Origin of the sequence: Synechococcus sp. BS56D (assembly GCF_004332405.1) — a bacterium.
GTDB lineage: Bacteria > Cyanobacteriota > Cyanobacteriia > PCC-6307 > Cyanobiaceae > Synechococcus_C.
The window spans coordinates 181865-199129 of record NZ_PHQU01000004.1 but is presented as its reverse complement, the minus strand read 5'-3'; the positions used below and the strand labels follow the sequence as shown (position 1 = coordinate 199129).

Genomic DNA, 17265 nt, shown 5'->3' with positions numbered 1-17265 from the left:
GAGCTCAGCGTCGTTTGGCTCTGCCTTCACCCCTGCGGATCACCTCCCAGGCGAAGGCAGGCAACGACAGCATCCGACGCCAACGACTCGGCTCCTGCACCAATCGATACAGCCACTCCACTTGCAGTCGCCCCATCCATTGGGGTGCACGCTGCTTGACTCCGGCCCAGACGTCAAAACTGCCGCCAACACCCATCCAGAGTCCGGGTTGATCGGCATGCAGCCGCTGGGTCCAGGTCTCCTGACGGGGAATTCCGAGGGCGACGAGGACGAGGTCTGGTTTCAGCACCTGCAGGCGCCGCTCGAGCAGTGGCCAGCTCTCGGCTGGTTGATAGCCGTGTTCGGCCATCACGAGTCGCAGGGCCGGCAACTCTGCCGCCAGACGCTGGCGCAAGCGATCCATGACCTCCGGCGCCGCGCCGATTAGGGCCACTGTCCAGCCATGCGCTTCGGCATAGGCCAGGAGAGCACGAGCCAACTCAATTCCAGGACTGCGGCGCACCCGCACGCCCTGGCGAGCCAAAGCCCAGACCACCCCAGCACCGTCAGGGATCACCAGCTCGGCGGCGGCAATCGCTGCGCCGAGCTGCGCATCGGCCCTGGCCGCCATCGTCATTTCCGCATTCAGGGTGACGATCTGACCACCGCCTCGTGCATGCAAACCGATGGCAGCGGCGTGGACATCCCGACAGGCATCCACCCCAACACCAAGCACCTGACAACGGTGCTGATCACACGGATCGGTACTGACGGCGTCCATCCGCGGTCCTGCTACAGGAGAGAATTTAGAACTGGTCGGCCTGGAGGTCATGGTTCTGTCGCATCCCTCCCTGTCGCACCCCTCCCTCGTCAGCCCAGACAGCACCTCAGAGGAGGCGCGCTGGAGCCTGCTCGAAAGCCTTGATGCAGCCATTGATCAGGTGGTGCTGCAGCGACAGCATCCGATCAGCGGCTTGCTGCCCGCAAGCACCGCCCACACCGTGCATGGCAACTACGGCGACGCCTGGGTACGGGACTGTGTGTACTCGATCCAGTGCGTCTGGGGCCTAGCCCTCGCCCATCGTCGACTGAACGACGGCGCCACAGCACGCTCCTGGGAGTTGGAACAACGCGTGCTCGCCCTGATGCGCGGCCTGCTGAACGCCATGATGCGCCAGGCCGCGAAGGTGGAGCGGTTCAAGCAGAGCCTTGATCCCCTCGATGCACTCCACGCCAAATACGACACCGCCAGTGGCGACACCGTGGTGCCTGACGACGGCTGGGGGCATCTGCAAATCGACGCCACTTCGCTGTTTCTGCTGCAGCTCGCCCAGCTGACCCGCAGCGGTCTGACCGTGTTGCAGAGTCGCCACGAGGCCGACTTCGTCCAAAACCTGATCTATTACGTGGCCCGGGCCTATCGCGTGCCTGACTACGGGATCTGGGAGCGGGGTGACAAGGGAAACCATGGCCTGCCCGAACGAAACGCCAGTTCGATCGGCATGGCCAAGGCTGCCCTCGAGGCCCTCGACGGCCTCGACCTGTTCGGCGTCCACGGTGACGGATCCCTGCAGGCGCAGATTCCCCATGGCGCCGTTGTGCGGCTGCGACGGGCACTCCAGGGTCTGCTGCCACGGGAATCGGCCAGCAAGGAGGCAGACAGCGCCTGTCTCTCCGTGGTGGGGTATCCAGCCTGGGCCGTGGAAGACCCCCAACTTGTGCAACGCACCTGCGAGCGGATCCGCCGCGACCTTGGGGGCGCCTATGGCTACAAGCGCTTCCGACGTGATGGTCACCAGACCGTGGTGGAGGACATCAGCCGCCTTCATTACAAACGGGACGAGCTCGCCACGTTTGAGGGCATCGAATCGGAATGGCCCCTATTCCTCGCCTATGAACTGGTCACCGCTTGCTGCGAAGAGCGCTGGGAGGACGCCCGTCACTGGCGGGAGCGGCTGCAGCCGCTAGCGGTCGAGCACAACGGACAACGGCTCTTCCCTGAGCTGTATTTGGTGCCGGATTCGGTGGTGGAGCTGGAGCGACGCAGCCCCGGCAGCCAGAAGCGGCTTGCCAACGACAACGTGCCCCTGCTCTGGACCCAGAGCCTGACCTGGCTGGGAGAGATGCTGCTGAGCGGACTGCTCCTGCCGGAAGACCTGGACCCCTGTGGCCGCAGGCTGCCCCAGCAGCTCGGTGCCGATCAGGTGCTGGTTGCCCTGGTTCCAGCCAGTTCCACGCTGAGCGCCAGCCTGCAGAGCCGCGGGATCCCAGTCACCGATCCCGACCGGTGCAGCATCCAGGTGCTGCCCTCCGATGCCCTGGGTGAACGACTTCAGCAACTGGGGGCGAACCCAGCCCTGGGGCTTGGCGGCCATCCACCCCTGCGCGCTGAAACAGCCACGACTGCACGCTTCTACCGCCAGGGCGAAGCCCGGATGGCCTTTTTGCCTGCGGTGCTTGAGGAGGACACCTTCTACCTCGCGGATGACCCAAAGCAGCTGCTGGACACCGTGGTGAACGAACTGCATCTGCTGCAACGTCACTGGCGGGGCGCAGGCGCCCCTCTTCTGCTGATCCCCCTGCCAGACGTCCTTGTTCAGCGGGATCTCGAGACCGTGCAGGAGCTGGCAAGCCGACTGGCAAGCGGTGAACTGGAAGGCATTGCTGTGCAGCTCGCCCCCTTGGAGCAACTGGCAAGCCAGGGGCAGTGGCTGGACCTGCCAGCCGGCCTCGATCCCGGAAGGGTTCGGTCACTCCAGCCCCCTGCAGCGGCATCCGAACTGCTGCAGGATTCCACTGACCTGGAGGATCTGACCGCCGCTCAGGAACAGGAGCTCGATGAGATCTCCCTGCCGGAATTGCGGGCTCGTCTATGGAGAAGCTCCTCCCTCCGGGAGCAAGCCGAGGTGCTGGAACTGCTCCACCGCCATCTCGGTGACGAAGCGATTCTCACCGGTCCGAGTGGATCGCCGGTGGAGCTGCGCAGCCTGCTGGAGGAGATCTATCACCGAGGCTTGCATCAACAAGACTGGAATGTGGTGCGCCGCTGCGCCGGAGTGCTCGGCCTGGTGCATCCCCAGCTGGAGGATGCGCTGATCGACCTGCTGGCCCGTCAGAAAACTGTTGTGGTGGGGCGCAGCTACAGCAGCGACTCCCTCCTGGCCACCCCCCTGGCCAATGGGGCGATCGCCACAAGAATCCGACGCACCTGCGGTACTGACTCCCGTGAGCAGGCCCTGCAGCAGGAGCTGCTCCTCGCCCTCGACGGGATCGCTCGCCGCGAACCCCAGATGCTCAAGGGCACGCTCACCTTGCAACTCGGGCAGCTGATGCTGATGCTCACCGCCGAACTGGCAGCGGAATCAAGACTCAGTCAGGACCAAGCCTTTGAGGCCCTCTGCTCTGACCCCCCCCATACGATCGGTCGCCGGCTACGGGCGGTGCTCGCCGACCTTGAACATGCCCACGCCTCCTTGCAGCGCAATGAAGCCCTGCACCTCAGCGGTCCGGTGCAGTGGGCCGTTCCCTCCCCCCTGGAGGAGTCGCCCAGCGGTGACGACTGGCTGCAGCAACGCATCCGGCTGGGCTCTCTGCAACGGGTCCCGAAGGATTTCCATGCTGGGATCTGGTCACTGCTGCAGCATTGCCGCGGCCTCGTGATCGGCGACAAGCTCGAACGACGCAACCGTCTCACCAGTGCACTGCTGCTGGAGAAGACCCCGGGCGAGAAAAATTTCGCCACCCTCGTGGAGCATCTGCTCAGCCGCATCCCGGCACCGGAATACCGACAGCTCTGTACGGAGTGCCTGCTGTCACTGATGGCGTTTGTGACCACCAACCCAACGGTGCACATCGATGACGATGTGGCCCTTGATGTGGTCATCGGTCACGCCGTGCGGGTGGGCTGGCTCATGACCCACCCTGAGCTGGAGGCTTCCAGCTACGCAGTACATAAGGCTGACGCGTGGGATCAGTTCTACCGGTCCTCGCCCGCCGACTGCCGTCGCTGGCAGATCGCCGCTCTGCGGGAGCTGATCAGATCGGATCGCTGAGGGGCACTCCCATGCCGGGGTGCTCCACCGCCTGCTCGATCAAATCGGCCAGGCGAAGGGCCCGGGATGCCTGAAGACCATCCACTGCAGGGGTTTCACGGCCGCGGACGCACTGGAGGAAGTGCTCCAGCTCGGCGTAAAGCGGTTCAATCGAGGTGGTACTGACCTCCTCAATGAATCCATCATTGCGGTAAAGCAATTCACCGTGATCGGCCGAGTACCACTCGTGGGCACGGCGGTGAATATGCAGGGTGTGATTGAGGAAATCGGTCTCGACCAGGCTCGCCCGGCAATGGGCGCTGAGGCTGCGGATCTTGCGGTGGCTCATCTTGCTGGCCGTCAGGCTGGCCACCACACCATTGGCAAACCCAAGCGTGGCATTGACGTAATCGATCGGGCCTTCGGCACTGCGGCCTCCGGCAGCGGCAAGGCGCACCACCGGTGCCTGGGCCAGCTCCAGCACCAGATCGAGGTCGTGGATCATCAAATCCAAGACCACGGACACATCATTGGCTCGGTCGGCATGGGGGCTGTGACGGCGCGCTTCCAGCACCACGACCTCCTCACTGGCCACCACCTTGGTCAGTTCACGGAAGGCAGGGTTGAAACGCTCAATGTGACCGACTTGCAGCAGGCGACCGTTGCGGCTGGAGGCGGCGATCAGGGCCGCCGCCTCTTCCTGGCTGGCGGCGATCGGCTTCTCGATCAGCACATGCAGACCAGCCTCCAGACAGGCCAGTCCAACCGCATGGTGCAGCAGCGTGGGCACGGCAATGCAAACCGCCTCCACCTCGCTGAACATGGCCTCGTAACTGGCAAACCAGCGGCATCCGAACTGCTCAGTGGCGAGATGACCGCGCTCAGCATCGGGATCTGCGACGCCCACAAGCTCCGCATCCTTGAGCAGGCTGAGCACGCGGGCGTGATGCCAGCCCATGTTGCCGATGCCGATCACGCCGACCTTCACCGGAACCATGGGGTCGGTCATCGGCAGAGGCACGGGGTCGGGGCAGATTATCGGTGATCCTGCTCCTGATCCGCTACTGACACACCTCGATCGTCAGGAATGAGGAGTCGCACTCGCACGATCCGCGGCCCTTCCATCTCGAAGATCTCGAAGTGCAAGCCCTGATGTCGCAAGGCTTCCCCGGGGGCCGGGATGTGCTGAAGACGCTCCAACAGAAACCCCGCCAGGGTGTGGTGATCGGTGGCTTCCGGCAGCTCAAGGCCAAGCTGCCGGTTCAGCTCGAAGATCTCCAGGTCACCGGCCACCAACCAGACGCCAGGCTGATCGGGGAGGGCCTCCAGGTCGGGAACGGCCGGTTCCGGCTCCACTTCCTCACCGACGATCTCACCGGTGAGGTCAGCTGCGGTCACGAGTCCCTCCGTCCCTCCGTGCTCATCCACCACCAGCAGGAGGGGGTGACCGCTGCGGATCAGGGCCAACAGTTCCGCCAGGGTGCTGGTCTCAAGCACCCGCTGGGCTGGCAGCAGATAAGGCTCCAACGGAGAGTCCTCCTGAAGAGCCCCGCGGGCGATCGGCTCGGCGAGACGCCGCAGGTCGAGCACACCGCGCACATCATCGAGCGACTGGCCGATCACGGGAAAGCGGGCGTGGCGGGTGCGATGCACGGCCTCCATCAGTTCGGCAAAACGGACCTCCACCGGCAGGGTGACCATGCCGGAGCGGGGCACCATCACCTCACGCACCTGGGTGTCGCGCAGCGCGAACACGCCCTCAAGAATGTTGCGCTCATCGGGCCGCAGGCCTGTGACCCCACCGGTCTCAATCAGGGTCTCCAGCTCACCGGCCGTCAGACCAGGCACGAGAGCATCCCAGCGGGGGGTCAGGCCCACAAGCCGGAGCAACACCGTGCCGCACCCCTCGAGCAGCGTGAGCAGGGGTCTCAACACCCGCATCACCACCTCCAGCAAGGGCGCCAGACGCAGCGCTGCCCGCTCCGGACGATTCAGCACCCAAGCACGGGGCAGCAGACCGGCCAACAGGGTGGCGAGGGCCACCAGCAGCATGAACCAGAGCAGGTCCCACCAGCGACCAGCCTGGGCGTCGTGGGGCCACCACTGATGGCCAAGGCCCCGCGCCACCCAGCCCAAGGCCACCAGGGAAAGAGTCACGCCCAGCTGCGACATCAGCAGGGCCCGCCGCAAACGCCGCTGCAAACGCTGGACCGCCGGTGCACCAGGGACACCCTCTTCGGTGAGCACCTGCACACGACTGGGGCGAAGCCGCAGCAGGGAGACCTCAACCGCTGCAAAGAAAGCTGGCAACAGCAGCAGAACGATCAGCAGCAGCAGTCGCATTGGATGGATGAAATGGGGGTCGCGAGGATCGAACTCGCCTTAGGCGAATTATGAGTTCGCTGCATTCACCAGATTGCTAGACCCCCTCACCGGCCTGACGAACAATGCTGCAAAACAGTGCCGCCAAAACAGTGCCTGCAAAGTGTTACCACAGGCCGCGAACCGGCGGAACCGACGATGGCTCAGGAGCGAGTCTCTGCACCGGCTGATCGCCAGCGAGGCTGCCGCTGAAACCGCTGCTCAGATCCACCGTCCGCCAAGGAATTGGCGAGCTCTGCTCCTCCAGGAGCACCTGGTAGGTGTTCTGGAGCGCCGATCCATCCCAGACGATGGTCTGATCGGGGAAACCAAGCCCCATCACCCTGTTGCCCTCCGGGCCGGCCACGGCGATGCCCAGCAGATCCGTGACCTGATGGAGCAGGTCAACACCCCGGGCGTAGGGCGCTGTCCAGGTGTAGAAGCGGTTCACCACCAGCTGATCTGTGCGCTCCACCGGTCCGCAGTGGGTGACCTCCACCGGTGCCGGAGCAGTGTCCGTGGAAGGGCTCAGTGGCGCCGGTGCCTCGAGGCTGGTGGTACAAACCACCGGATTGGCCCAAGCCGTCGGTGCTGCCAAACCGCCGAGAGCGAGCAGGACCAGAGAGAGGGGAAGCCTTGCCACAGAGGTTTCCAGGGTTGAGCGCAAACTAGACACAGGATTCGCGATGCACCAGCCCTGATGAGCACTCCATCCCCCGCCCAGAACGAGGCGCGCGATCCACTGCTCACCCGTCTGGCCCGGGAGGCCTACCGCCATGGCCGCTTCACCCTGGCCTCCGGACGCAGCAGTGATCACTACGTGAACTGCAAACCGGTGGCGCTCAGCGGCAGCGGACTGGCCATGCTTGGGCCGGCCATGCTTCAGCTGGTGGAGGCGGATGCGCTGGCGGTAGGAGGCCTCACCCTCGGCGCCGATCCACTGGTGAGCGCCGTCGCGATGGCCGCTGCCCAGAGCGGCAGACCGCTGGATGCCTTGATCGTGCGCAAGGAGGCCAAGGGCCACGGCACCGGCGCCTGGCTGGAAGGACCGCTCCCACCGGCTGGCAGCCGCGTGACCGTGCTCGAGGACGTAGTCACCACGGGCGGCTCATCGATCAAAGCCGTAAACCAGCTGCGTGATGCCGGCTTTGTGGTGAATCGAGTGGTGACGATTGTCGACCGCGAGGAGGGGGGTGCAGCAGCGATGGCCGCTGCCGATCTGGAGCTGATGAGCCTGTTCCGTCTCGAACAAGTGGCTGCCAGGGCGAAGGAGCTGGCGGCATGAACGGCACAGGATCCGACAAGCTCTGGGACGCCTGGTTCCCGCTTCTGCGGCTCGAGGGCAGCGGCACCCGGGCCTTCCTTCACGGCCAGACCAGTGCGGATGTGAACGGGGCCAACGAGAGCCAACTGATCCGCAGCTGCTGGCTCAGTGCCACCGGCCGCCTGCAGGCCCTGCTCGAGATCCGACTGGACAGCAGCGGCGCTGACGTTCTTGTGCTGGCCGGTGATGCCGAGGCCCTGGCCTCGGGCTTCGATCGGGTGATCTTCCCCGCCGACCGGGTACGCCTGCTGCCGATCAAACAACAGCATCGACAGCAGCGCCTGCGCTCCGAGCTGAGCGACACCAGCTGGCACGAGGACGTGCAGTGGTCGGGCGACGCCTCAAGGTCTGAGACCGCATCAAGCCAATCGACCGCCATCGCTGCTGCCGCCGCCCCAACGACTGCGAGTGCTGAAGAACTCGAACGCTGGCGCCTAGGGCTGGGACTGCCCCTCGGCACCGGAGAACTCAACGGAGAGACCAATCCCCTTGAACTCGGCCTGGGGGAGTGGCTGAGCCTCAGCAAAGGCTGCTACCTGGGTCAGGAAACCATCGCCAAAGTGGCCGGCCGTCAGGGGGTCAAGCAGCAGTTGCGCTGCTGGCAGCTCCCCGCCGAAGCCACCACAACGGCTGCACCCCTGACGATTGCCGCCGGCCAACAACTGCTGCAGGGCGATGAACGAGCCGGGGTGATCACGTCAGTGCTGGCCAGTGAAGGCCGTTACCAGGGTCTGGCCCTGGTGCGCCGAGCCGCACTGGAGGCCAGCCATCTTCAACTGGCAGGTCTCGCCACGGAGCATCCCGTCGAGATTCAGCTGGACCTGCCCGCCGGCTTCCGGGATCCTGAACTGTCTTGATCTAACAGGCTGTTCTGATCTAATAGCCTGTCCTGACAGAGCAGCCATTGCGCCACTGCCCAGGTGGCCAGGCTGTCGTCGTGGTTGTAGGTAAAGATCCAGCGCAAGGCCTGCACATGGCCGCGATCGTGCCGGCCGGAACCACGCCACTGCCGCCACCAGAGCAGGGCACGGGCTCCATCGACACCCTGCTGCCTCCAGCGGAAGCCGCGCCAGGCGGCCACGGTTTTGAGTCCATAGCTGTTGAGTGGCAGGCGCCAATGCCGGCGAAGGCGGTCATGCACATCGACCATTCGCGCGCGAATGGTCGCAAGCTCCCCCTCTGCGAGCCCTTGCCGCTGGGCCATCCGCACGAGGGCAAGGGATTCCGTTTCGCCGTAATGCAGAAGCGGCCAGCCGGGATAGCGACTCAGAAAAGCCTGCAAACGCTCCCAACAGCGTGTTTCCCCGTGCTCCTGAAGCACCAGCACTGGGTGGTAGGTGGCTGCAGCCAGATCCCACCCACCGGAATCTGAGCGCGGCAGACGCACAAACCCATGCAGGAAGTCATCGCGGGCATCGGGATCCGACTCAATGTCGTAGAGCAAAACCCCAGGAGCAGAGCCCAGCTCCGGCAAAGCCGGGCCTGACCCCAGGTGTTCGACCCTTCCATCTCTCTGGGCCCTGGCCTGAGCCACGAGCGGAGCCGCGATGGCACCGTGCTGCTCACCGAAGCGTTCCAACTGCAGGGCCAACTGCTGCGGGTCGGCAGCCGCAAGATCGGCCAATCGGGCAAATCCGAGCTCTTGCAGCATCTCTCGCCTCTTGGCACCAATGCCACTCACTTCGCTGAGGTGCCCCTCCGCAGCCGCCTCGGCATTACAGACCCCGCGCCAGCTACAGAGCGTGCACTTGCGACGATCCGCCGCAAGGGCCGGTGGATTGGGCCGAAGCAAATCCTGAGCCAGCTTGCGCAGGGCTTCATCCAGCTGGCGCTGCAGGCTGCTGTTGAGAGGCAGACGTTCCTTCTCCAATCGGCGTCCGGCACCGGCCACCGCCAGCGCCTCGGGCACTGCCGCCCCTTGCAGCGGCTCGAGCAGCCGGCCAGCCAGGGCCAGCGGCAGGCGATGTTCTCGGGTCAACCGACGCCCCTGACGGGCGAGCACTGGCCAATAGGCGAAGGAGCCCCAGCGGCTCTGGCCGGAGACCCGCTGCAAGAGGGGCGGATGGGCCTCAAGCCACCACCCGGCCGGGCCGGGCCCCCTGAGACGCACCCCCACGGCCGCCGCCGCCCCCTGCTCCAAGGCAGCGAGTCCCCGAGCGGGTTTCTCAGGCAGCAACGCGACGAAACTGCGCTGCTGATCATCCAGCTGAAGGGTGCGATGGGCTGAATACAAGCGGGTGCTCGGGTCCCCATGGCGATCCAGCCAGGCCCGACGGCGACAGCGCAACCAGCTCCGCAACAGGCGGTCTGTCAGCACCTGTCCGGACGGGACAGCCTTGTCAGCAGCAGGGGTGTCACCCATCCAACGACGTTACGGCGGCCCGCTGCTAGATCCTGTTTCAGTGCGTTCCTCCATCTGCGCCCATGGCCTCTGCCCCCTTGCCCCTGGCTGCAGCGCCGATCAAGTTCGGGACCGATGGCTGGCGAGGGATTCTCGGGGTGGACATCACCTTGGAGCGGCTCCTCCCCGTGGCGGCGGCTGCCGCCCAGGAACTGGCCCACCGCGCTCCTACCGGCCTGAACTCCCGCACGGTTGTGATCGGCTACGACCGCCGTTTTCTTGCCCCTGAGCTGGCGGAGGCCATTGCCGCCGCCGTACGCGGTTGTGATCTGGAGCCCTTGCTCACGGACTCAGCAGTACCAACGCCCGCCTGCAGCTGGGCGGTGGTGGAGCGCAGCGCCCTCGGCGCCCTGGTGATCACCGCCAGCCACAACCCACCGGAATGGCTGGGGCTCAAAATCAAGGGCCCCTTCGGAGGATCAGTGGAGGGAGACTTCACTGCCGCCGTGGAGCAGCGCCTGGCGGCTGGTGGCATCACGCCACCTGTGCAGGGGGTCACCGCACGCTTTGACGGCCGTGGTGAACACCTCGAAGGCCTTCGCCGCAAACTTGATCTCTCCTCCCTGCGCCGCGGCCTAGAGGCGATGGGTCTCCAGGTGATTGTGGATCCGATGCACGGCTCGGCGGCAGGCTGCGTGTGGGAGCTGCTTGGCGAGGACAGCTCTTACGAAAACAGCTCTAACGAAAACAGCCTTGTCCGCGAAATTCGCAGCCAGCGCGATCCCCTGTTCGGGGGAGCCCCCCCCGAACCCCTCGCCCCCTATTTGGGGGAGCTGATCGCTGCGGTGAAAGCAGCCACAGCAGCCGGAAAGCCAGCCGTTGGCCTGGTGTTCGATGGCGATGGCGATCGGATTGCAGCGGTGGATGAACAGGGTCGCTTCTGCAGCACCCAACAGCTGATGCCCCTCCTGATCGATCATCTCGCCAGGGCCAGACAGCTACCGGGCTCCGTGGTGAAAACGGTGAGTGGTTCGGATCTGATGCGCCTGGTCGCTGAAGACCTGGGTCGAACGGTGCTGGAGCTGCCGGTGGGTTTCAAATACATCGCTGCCGAGATGCTGGCTGGCGAGGTCCTGATCGGTGGCGAGGAATCCGGTGGGGTTGGCTTTGGGATGCATCTGCCGGAACGGGATGCACTGTTCGCAGCCCTGCTAGTGCTCGAGGCCCTGGTCGAAGGTGGCCAGCCCCTGGGCGAACGGATCCGCAGCTTGCAGAGCCGCTGTGGTGGAGCCAGCCATTACGACCGTCTCGACCTGAGGCTGGCCGACATGGAATCGCGCCGGCGCCTGGAGACTCTGCTGGCCGATCAACCGCCCCAGGAGGTCGCCGGTGTTGCCGTGCAGGAGGTGGTGCGCACCGATGGCGTGAAGCTTCGGCTCGGACCAAGCCACTGGTTGATGCTGCGCTTCTCGGGGACCGAACCATTGCTCCGGCTTTACTGCGAAGGCCCCGACGAGGAGCGGGTCGCAGCGGTGCTGGCCTGGGCCCGCGATTTCGCCACGGCTGTTTGATGAGAAAGCTGTGTGATGAAAAGGCTGTGTGATGAGAAAACTGTCTGACAAGAGAGCTATGGGACGAGCCAAGTGTTGAAAACCATGAGACAACGCACCCTGGTGATCGCCAGCGGCAATGCCGGCAAGATCCGCGAATTCGCCCGCCTACTCAGTGCACTACCGCTGGAGGTGCAGCCCCAACCTGAGGGCCTGGAGGTGGAGGAAAGCGGCTCCACCTTTGCCGCGAATGCCCGCCTCAAGGCCTGTGCGGTGGCGGCAGCCACAGGCGCATGGGCGCTGGCGGATGATTCCGGGCTCAGCGTGGACGCGCTGCAGGGAGCGCCGGGCGTGTTCTCCGCCCGTTATGCAGCCACGGATCCAGAGCGAATTGCTCGATTGCTGCAGGAACTGGGAGACAACGCAAACCGTGACGCCCATTTCAGCGCGGCCCTCTGCATTGCCGCCCCCGATGGGAGCGTGCTGGCGGAGGTGGAAGGGCAGTGCCACGGTCTGATCACGACTGCCCCCAGAGGCGATCAGGGATTCGGCTACGACCCGATCTTTGAAGTCGCCAACACCGGGCTGACCTTTGCCGAGATGAGCCTGGACGAGAAGAAACATCACGGGCACCGCGGCCGAGCCTTCGCCCTCTTGGAGCCCCAGCTCCAGCAACTTCTCCAGCCTGGTTGAGGCCCGCAGGCATCAGCGCAGCGTGTTCCCTGTCACGAAGTGCTGACAGATGCACCCTGTACGGTGAAAGCTGCCGCTGACGAGGTCCATGGCCATCGCCATGACCACGGGTTACAGCGCGCAGACCGAAGGCGCACGTCTCTGCATCGATGCCGCCTCGGACTGGGCCTTGACTTGTGTTGAACAACTGAACGATCAGAACCATCACGTTCTGGTTGATTACGGCGCCGCCGATGGGGGCACGGCCGTGGAGCATTGGAACCGGGTGCTTGATCACCTCCATGCCCAACAACCCGGAGCCCATCTGACCCTGATCGGGAACGATCTGCCCAGCAACGACAACGTTGCACTCGCCGCCAACTTGGCCCTGCAGATCCCCCGGCCACCGAAGCCGACGGTGCTCGTAAGCGCCCGCAGCTTCTATGAGCCGACCACGGCACCCAGCACGGTGAGCTTCGGCTTCTCCGCCACCGCTATGCACTGGCTGAGCCAGTCTCCGGGAGCACTCCCGCGCCATACCCATGTGCTGGCATCCGGCGATGCAGAGGCGTTGGAGCGCTTCACCGCCCAGGCCATGCAGGACTGGACGGCGATCCTCGAGCTGCGCAGCCGCGAATTGCAGGTGGGCGGTCGCCTACTCACGGTGAATCTCTCCCGTGATGAGGAGGGCCGCTACCTGGGCCATAACGGCGGCAAGACCCGCAACGTTCACGACCAGCTTCATCAGATCTGGCGGGAACTGGCCGATGAGGGAGCGATCAGTGAGGAGCAGTACCGCAACGGCACCGTTCTCAATTTCTACAAATCGCCCGAGGAGTTCATGGCGCCGCTGAAGGATCCAACCTCAGCGCCGTATCGCAATGGCCTGCGTCTTGTCGATGAACGCACGGTCCACGTGAGCTGCCCTTACAGAAAACGCTGGAACGACGACGGCAACACCGCAGCCTTCGCCGCCGGCCTCATGGCCACGATCCGCAGCTGGAGCCGTCACAGCTTCGCCAGCAGCGCCGGAGATGCAGCCGCCGATGCGGTCTTCCAACGCCTGGAGCAGCGCATCGCTGACGCCCCGAGCGAATGGAGCCTGGATTACGTGGAGCATCACCAGATGATGGAGCGAGTGGCCTGATGACTGACCCGAATCCCACCCCACCGACCGCTCCCGCGGTGTCGGTGCTAGCGGAACACGTCTCCGAACACCTGTCGGTCTTCGTGGTCGGCGAAGACACCGATGCCAGTCGCCCCGCAAACGGTGGACTGCGCCTGCTCAATTACCCCAGTGACGAAGCCTGCATCGCCGACGGCGAGCGACTGGCAGGCCTGATGACCCACAAACACGACCTGTACGGCACCGGGTTTGCCGGCGGCAAGATCGTGGCCCGGGCCACAGAACCAGAGGCCGTCAAGGAGGAGCTGATCAGCGTCACCGCTGCCTTGCTGGAATCCCTCGACGGTTCGATGATTACGGGCTGCGATCTCAACACCAGCCTGGAGGACATGGAGCGTCTCAGTGCGCTCACTCCCCATGTGCTGGCCGCTGTGGGCAGCCCCGTGGATGCCAGCGCCGCAACGGCCCACGGAACCCTCGGCGCTGTGGAAGCGGTGCTGGAAGCCGAGCTGGTCGACGCCACTCCCGGACGCGCCTTAGTCCATGGCTGCGGAGCTGTGGGAGGCACAGTCGCTCGACAGCTGGTGGAGCATGGCTGGACCGTGTTCACCGTGGATCTCGACCGTGGTCGATCTGGCTTTCCGGGCGCCACGCCGCTACCGGAACGTTGTCCCTGGTGGGAACTGAAACTCGATCTGCTGCTGCCCTGCTCTGTGTCGGGTCTGATCAACACAGAAATGGCCAGCGCCCTGCGCACCGGCGCTGTTGTGCCGGCCGCCAATGCCCCCTTTCAAGTCCCCCAGCTCGCTGATGATCTGCGACGCCGAGGGATCCGGGTGCTGCCTGATCCGCTCGTGAATGCCGGGGCGGTCATCGCCGACTCGATCGAACGCTTCGCTCCCGATGCCTGGGAATCGGCCAGCGCCAAGGACGTTTACGGCTTCGTTCGCGAGGAGGTACGCCAGCGGGCCAGTGACTACCTGAGCCAGCGTGATCAAGGACTGAGCGTGCGCGACGCCCTCACCGAGGTGACAGCGGAATCCAGGACCGAGCCGATCGGACTCAGCTTCGGAGAACCCACGGGAGTGGGACTGTGACGGCACCCATGCAGGCCAACGCCCTACCCCAGAGGGCGTCTGTGGTGATCATCGGCGGTGGCATGGCCGGCCTCAGCTGCGCCGCAGCCCTCGCCCGCCGCGGTGTGTCCGATGTGGTGCTGCTCGAGGCCGAAACCCTGGCCCATGCGAAAGCAAGCAGCTTTGGGGAAACCCGCATGTTCCGGGAGATGTACTCCGATCCCGTGCTCTGCCGGCTGGCCCAGGAAGCCAACCGTCTCTGGCGGGAGGAAGAAACCCACGCCGGGGAACAGCTACGCGACACCCACGGGCTGCTCTTCTACGGCGAGAGCTGGGATGAAGAAACGATTGAGGGCTCAATTCCCGGTGCCCGCCGGGTGATGGATGACCAGGGCATTCCCTATGAAGCCTTGAGTGCCAGCGCAATCGCTGCGCGTTTTCCCCTGAAGCCCAAACCCGACTTCACCGGTCTCTTCGAGCCCACCGCTGGCGCGGTGCGCAGCGACAAGGTCGTGGCCCACTGGATTCGCACAGCCCGCAAGGCTGGCCATCAACTGCTGGAGCACTGCCCCGTGAGCCAGCTGGATGCCGATGGCGGAGGCGTCACCCTCAGCTCCGGGGATCACATCAGCGCCGATCAGCTGGTGGTGGCTTGCGGCATCTGGAGTCAGCTGCTCTTGGCACCCCTTGGGTTGGCTCCAAAGCTTGAGGTATGGCCGATGCTCTGGGCTCATTACACCGTGGATCCGGCCCTGGCCAGCCGCTATCCGCAGTGGTTCTGCTTCCAGCGGGAACGGGGTGATGACGGCGGGTTGTACTACGGCTTCCCAGTGTTGAGCACCACCGCCGACGGCCGCCCCCGCATTAAGTGCGGCATCGACTGGAGCCCGAAAGAGCTACGGGTGGCCGAACCCAATGCGATGGTCACCGAGCCTCCGGCTCGGCTGGTGGAACTCCTCGATGGCTTCCTGTTCAACGAACTGGAAGGCGTGCAGGAGCGCGTTGAAACCGTGATCAGCCCCTATTCGATGGCCAGCGATGTGAATTTCGTGCTCGATCGCCTGACCCCAAAACTGAGCCTGTTTGCCGGCGGCTCCGGCCAAGCCTTCAAATTTGCCCCCCTGATCGGCGATTCCCTGGCTCGTCTCGCCAGTGGTGAACAACCCGCCGTCGATCTCACCTGCTGGAACCACCAGCGGGATGCCGTTCGCGCCTGAAGCCTTGCCTGACCAACGATCGTCCCCCCTGCCCATCGAGGCCCCTAAGGGCTGGTGGCGCCACCCACCCCTCTGGATCGGCGCAGGTCCATTGCTGCTTTTCCTGCTGTTGGCTGCCGCTGATCTGGCAGTCGCCAAACAATTCACCAACGAAGGCAAGCTGCTGGCCAGCAACCTCCTGGGTGGGCTCTGGCAGTGGATGGTGGTGGCGCTGTTCGTGATCGCCATCGCGCTGGCGGTGAGCCCGATCGGCAGGCTGCGCCTTGGCGGCGCCGAGGCGCAGCCAAGTCTGAAATTCTTCGACTGGTGCGCCGTGCTGATCTGCACCCTGCTGGCAGGAGGTGGCGTGTTCTGGTCCGCCGCCGAGCCCCTGTTTCATTTCCAGACGCCGGCCCCGTATTTCAAAGGTGTGGAGGGTTCGACTGCAGCAGCCGTCGACCCGGCCTTGGCCGTGAGCTTTCTCCACTGGGGCTTTCTGGCCTGGGCTCTTGTGGCGACCACGGTCACGATCACGCTCTCGATCCGCGAGCGCCGTGGGGAACCATTGCGCCCGCGCACACTGCTGGTTGGGCTGGTGCCTCGCTCCATGGTGGATGGCCCCATCGGAGACCTGGCCGATGGCCTCTCAGTGGTGGCAGCCATTGCCGGAACCGTCGGTCCCCTGGGCTTTCTTTCACTGCAACTCAGCAATGCCGCCGGCCAACTACCGGGACTCAGTGACAGCGCCGGACTGCAGTCACTGGTGGTGGTCCTACTGACAGCAGTGTTCGCCACTTCAACGGTGAGCGGAATCCAGCGAGGGATCAAATGGCTCTCCGAATTGAACGTGTGGCTGACGTTGATCATGGCCGCAGGCCTGCTTCTCCTCGGACCTGGGCTCTGGCTGACCCGCCATTTCTTCACCGCCTTTGGCACCTATCTCCTCAACCTGCCCCAGATGGCTCTGGCTTCCAATGAAGGAGCTCAAGGAAGCTGGCTGAACGGCTGGACCGTCTTCTACTGGGGTTGGTTCCTTGGCTATGCCCCCTTGATGGGCCTGTTCACAGCAGGGGTCAGCCGCGGCCGCAGCCTTCGCGAATTGGTGCTGGCCGTGGCAATTCTCTGCCCTTTGGTGACCAATCTGTGGTTCACCCTGCTCGGAGGCACGGGCATGGCGCTGGAACTGGCGACGGCAGGGAGCATCAGCGGTCCCCTGGGGGACAACGGAGCCGCGGCAGCCCTGCTGGCGATCCTTGGCCAACTGCCCATGGCCTGGCTGCTGATTCCGGTGGGCTTGCTGCTGGTGGTGCTGTTTATGGCCACCAGCGCCGACTCCATGAGCTACGCCGCGGCCATGGTGGTCAGTGGCAAGAGCGAACCTGCGCTGCTGCTGCGTCTGTTCTGGGCCCTGATGATCGGCAGCCTCACCCTGGTGCTGCTCCGTATTGGCTCAGGCGTGGGGGACAGCACCTCGATCGACGCCCTTCAGGCCTTCATCGTGATCACAGCGGTCCCCGTGACCCCGCTGGTGCTCACCACACTGTGGAGCGCCCCAAGACTCGCCTGGAAGGAGGCAAGGCAGCAGGGCACAAACACCTGATCGGCGCCG

The 17265-nt window shown here is 64.8% G+C and carries 14 protein-coding genes and 1 tRNA gene; 9 read left to right on the top strand and 6 right to left on the bottom strand.

All coding sequences use genetic code 11. The features are described 5' to 3' along the window. Positions 1-4: 4 nt before the first annotated feature. Positions 5-760 (bottom strand): WecB/TagA/CpsF family glycosyltransferase, encoded by a 756-nt coding sequence (locus CWE17_RS07475; RefSeq protein WP_131455822.1) that lies wholly within the window; start codon positions 758-760, stop codon positions 5-7. 49 nt (positions 761-809) lie between these two features. Between CWE17_RS07475 and CWE17_RS07470 the strand changes: the two genes are divergently transcribed. Continuing rightward, the gene (locus CWE17_RS07470) at positions 810-4031 is read left to right on the top strand and encodes a glycoside hydrolase family 15 protein (RefSeq protein WP_131455820.1); all 3222 of its coding nucleotides are present in this window, start codon (positions 810-812) and stop codon (positions 4029-4031) included. Here CWE17_RS07470 and CWE17_RS07465 read toward each other — a convergent pair. The 4 genes from CWE17_RS07465 to CWE17_RS07455 all read right to left on the bottom strand — a co-directional run bounded on the left by CWE17_RS07465 (position 4015) and on the right by CWE17_RS07455 (position 7014). After that, entirely contained in the window at positions 4015-5019 is a 1005-nt protein-coding gene (locus tag CWE17_RS07465; protein WP_131456007.1) for a Gfo/Idh/MocA family protein, read from the bottom strand. The genes CWE17_RS07470 and CWE17_RS07465 overlap by 17 nt on opposite strands. A gap of 26 nt (positions 5020-5045) precedes the next feature. Continuing rightward, on the bottom strand, positions 5046-6353 hold the full coding sequence (locus CWE17_RS07460) for a hemolysin family protein (protein WP_131455818.1): 1308 nt from the start codon (positions 6351-6353) through the stop codon (positions 5046-5048). A gap of 13 nt (positions 6354-6366) precedes the next feature. After that, positions 6367-6439, bottom strand: a tRNA-Ile gene (locus CWE17_RS12045). A gap of 59 nt (positions 6440-6498) precedes the next feature. Then, the gene (locus tag CWE17_RS07455; RefSeq protein ID WP_240789310.1) at positions 6499-7014 is read right to left on the bottom strand and encodes an occludin/ELL family protein; all 516 of its coding nucleotides are present in this window, start codon (positions 7012-7014) and stop codon (positions 6499-6501) included. 57 nt (positions 7015-7071) lie between these two features. Between CWE17_RS07455 and pyrE the strand changes: the two genes are divergently transcribed. Continuing rightward, complete coding sequence (pyrE, locus tag CWE17_RS07450) at positions 7072-7656, top strand: orotate phosphoribosyltransferase (protein WP_131455816.1); 585 nt, start codon at positions 7072-7074, stop codon at positions 7654-7656. Next, positions 7653-8552: a glycine cleavage T-protein gene (locus tag CWE17_RS07445; protein ID WP_131455814.1), complete on the top strand. Its 900-nt coding sequence runs from the start codon at positions 7653-7655 to the stop codon at positions 8550-8552. The genes pyrE and CWE17_RS07445 overlap by 4 nt, the downstream gene beginning before the upstream one ends. Here CWE17_RS07445 and CWE17_RS07440 read toward each other — a convergent pair. Then, positions 8507-10057 (bottom strand): TM0106 family RecB-like putative nuclease, encoded by a 1551-nt coding sequence (locus tag CWE17_RS07440; protein ID WP_131455812.1) that lies wholly within the window; start codon positions 10055-10057, stop codon positions 8507-8509. The two genes, CWE17_RS07445 and CWE17_RS07440, sit on opposite strands and share 46 nt — an antisense overlap. 62 nt (positions 10058-10119) lie before the next feature. Between CWE17_RS07440 and CWE17_RS07435 the strand changes: the two genes are divergently transcribed. From CWE17_RS07435 to CWE17_RS07410, 6 genes are all read left to right on the top strand, one after another. Then, complete coding sequence (locus CWE17_RS07435) at positions 10120-11607, top strand: phosphoglucomutase/phosphomannomutase family protein (protein ID WP_131455810.1); 1488 nt, start codon at positions 10120-10122, stop codon at positions 11605-11607. Positions 11608-11691: 84 nt separating this feature from the next. Beyond that, on the top strand, positions 11692-12279 hold the full coding sequence (rdgB, locus tag CWE17_RS07430; RefSeq protein ID WP_131455808.1) for an RdgB/HAM1 family non-canonical purine NTP pyrophosphatase: 588 nt from the start codon (positions 11692-11694) through the stop codon (positions 12277-12279). An 88-nt stretch (positions 12280-12367) separates the two neighbouring features. Beyond that, on the top strand, positions 12368-13405 hold the full coding sequence (locus CWE17_RS07425; protein ID WP_131455807.1) for an SAM-dependent methyltransferase: 1038 nt from the start codon (positions 12368-12370) through the stop codon (positions 13403-13405). After that, positions 13405-14481, top strand: coding sequence for a Glu/Leu/Phe/Val dehydrogenase dimerization domain-containing protein (locus CWE17_RS07420; RefSeq protein ID WP_131455805.1), 1077 nt, complete (start codon positions 13405-13407; stop codon positions 14479-14481). The genes CWE17_RS07425 and CWE17_RS07420 overlap by 1 nt, the downstream gene beginning before the upstream one ends. An 8-nt stretch (positions 14482-14489) precedes the next feature. Then, the gene (locus CWE17_RS07415) at positions 14490-15677 is read left to right on the top strand and encodes an FAD-dependent oxidoreductase (protein WP_131455803.1); all 1188 of its coding nucleotides are present in this window, start codon (positions 14490-14492) and stop codon (positions 15675-15677) included. Then, positions 15661-17256 (top strand): BCCT family transporter, encoded by a 1596-nt coding sequence (locus CWE17_RS07410; protein ID WP_131455801.1) that lies wholly within the window; start codon positions 15661-15663, stop codon positions 17254-17256. Before CWE17_RS07415 ends, CWE17_RS07410 begins: the two co-directional genes overlap by 17 nt. Positions 17257-17265: the final 9 nt, after the last annotated feature.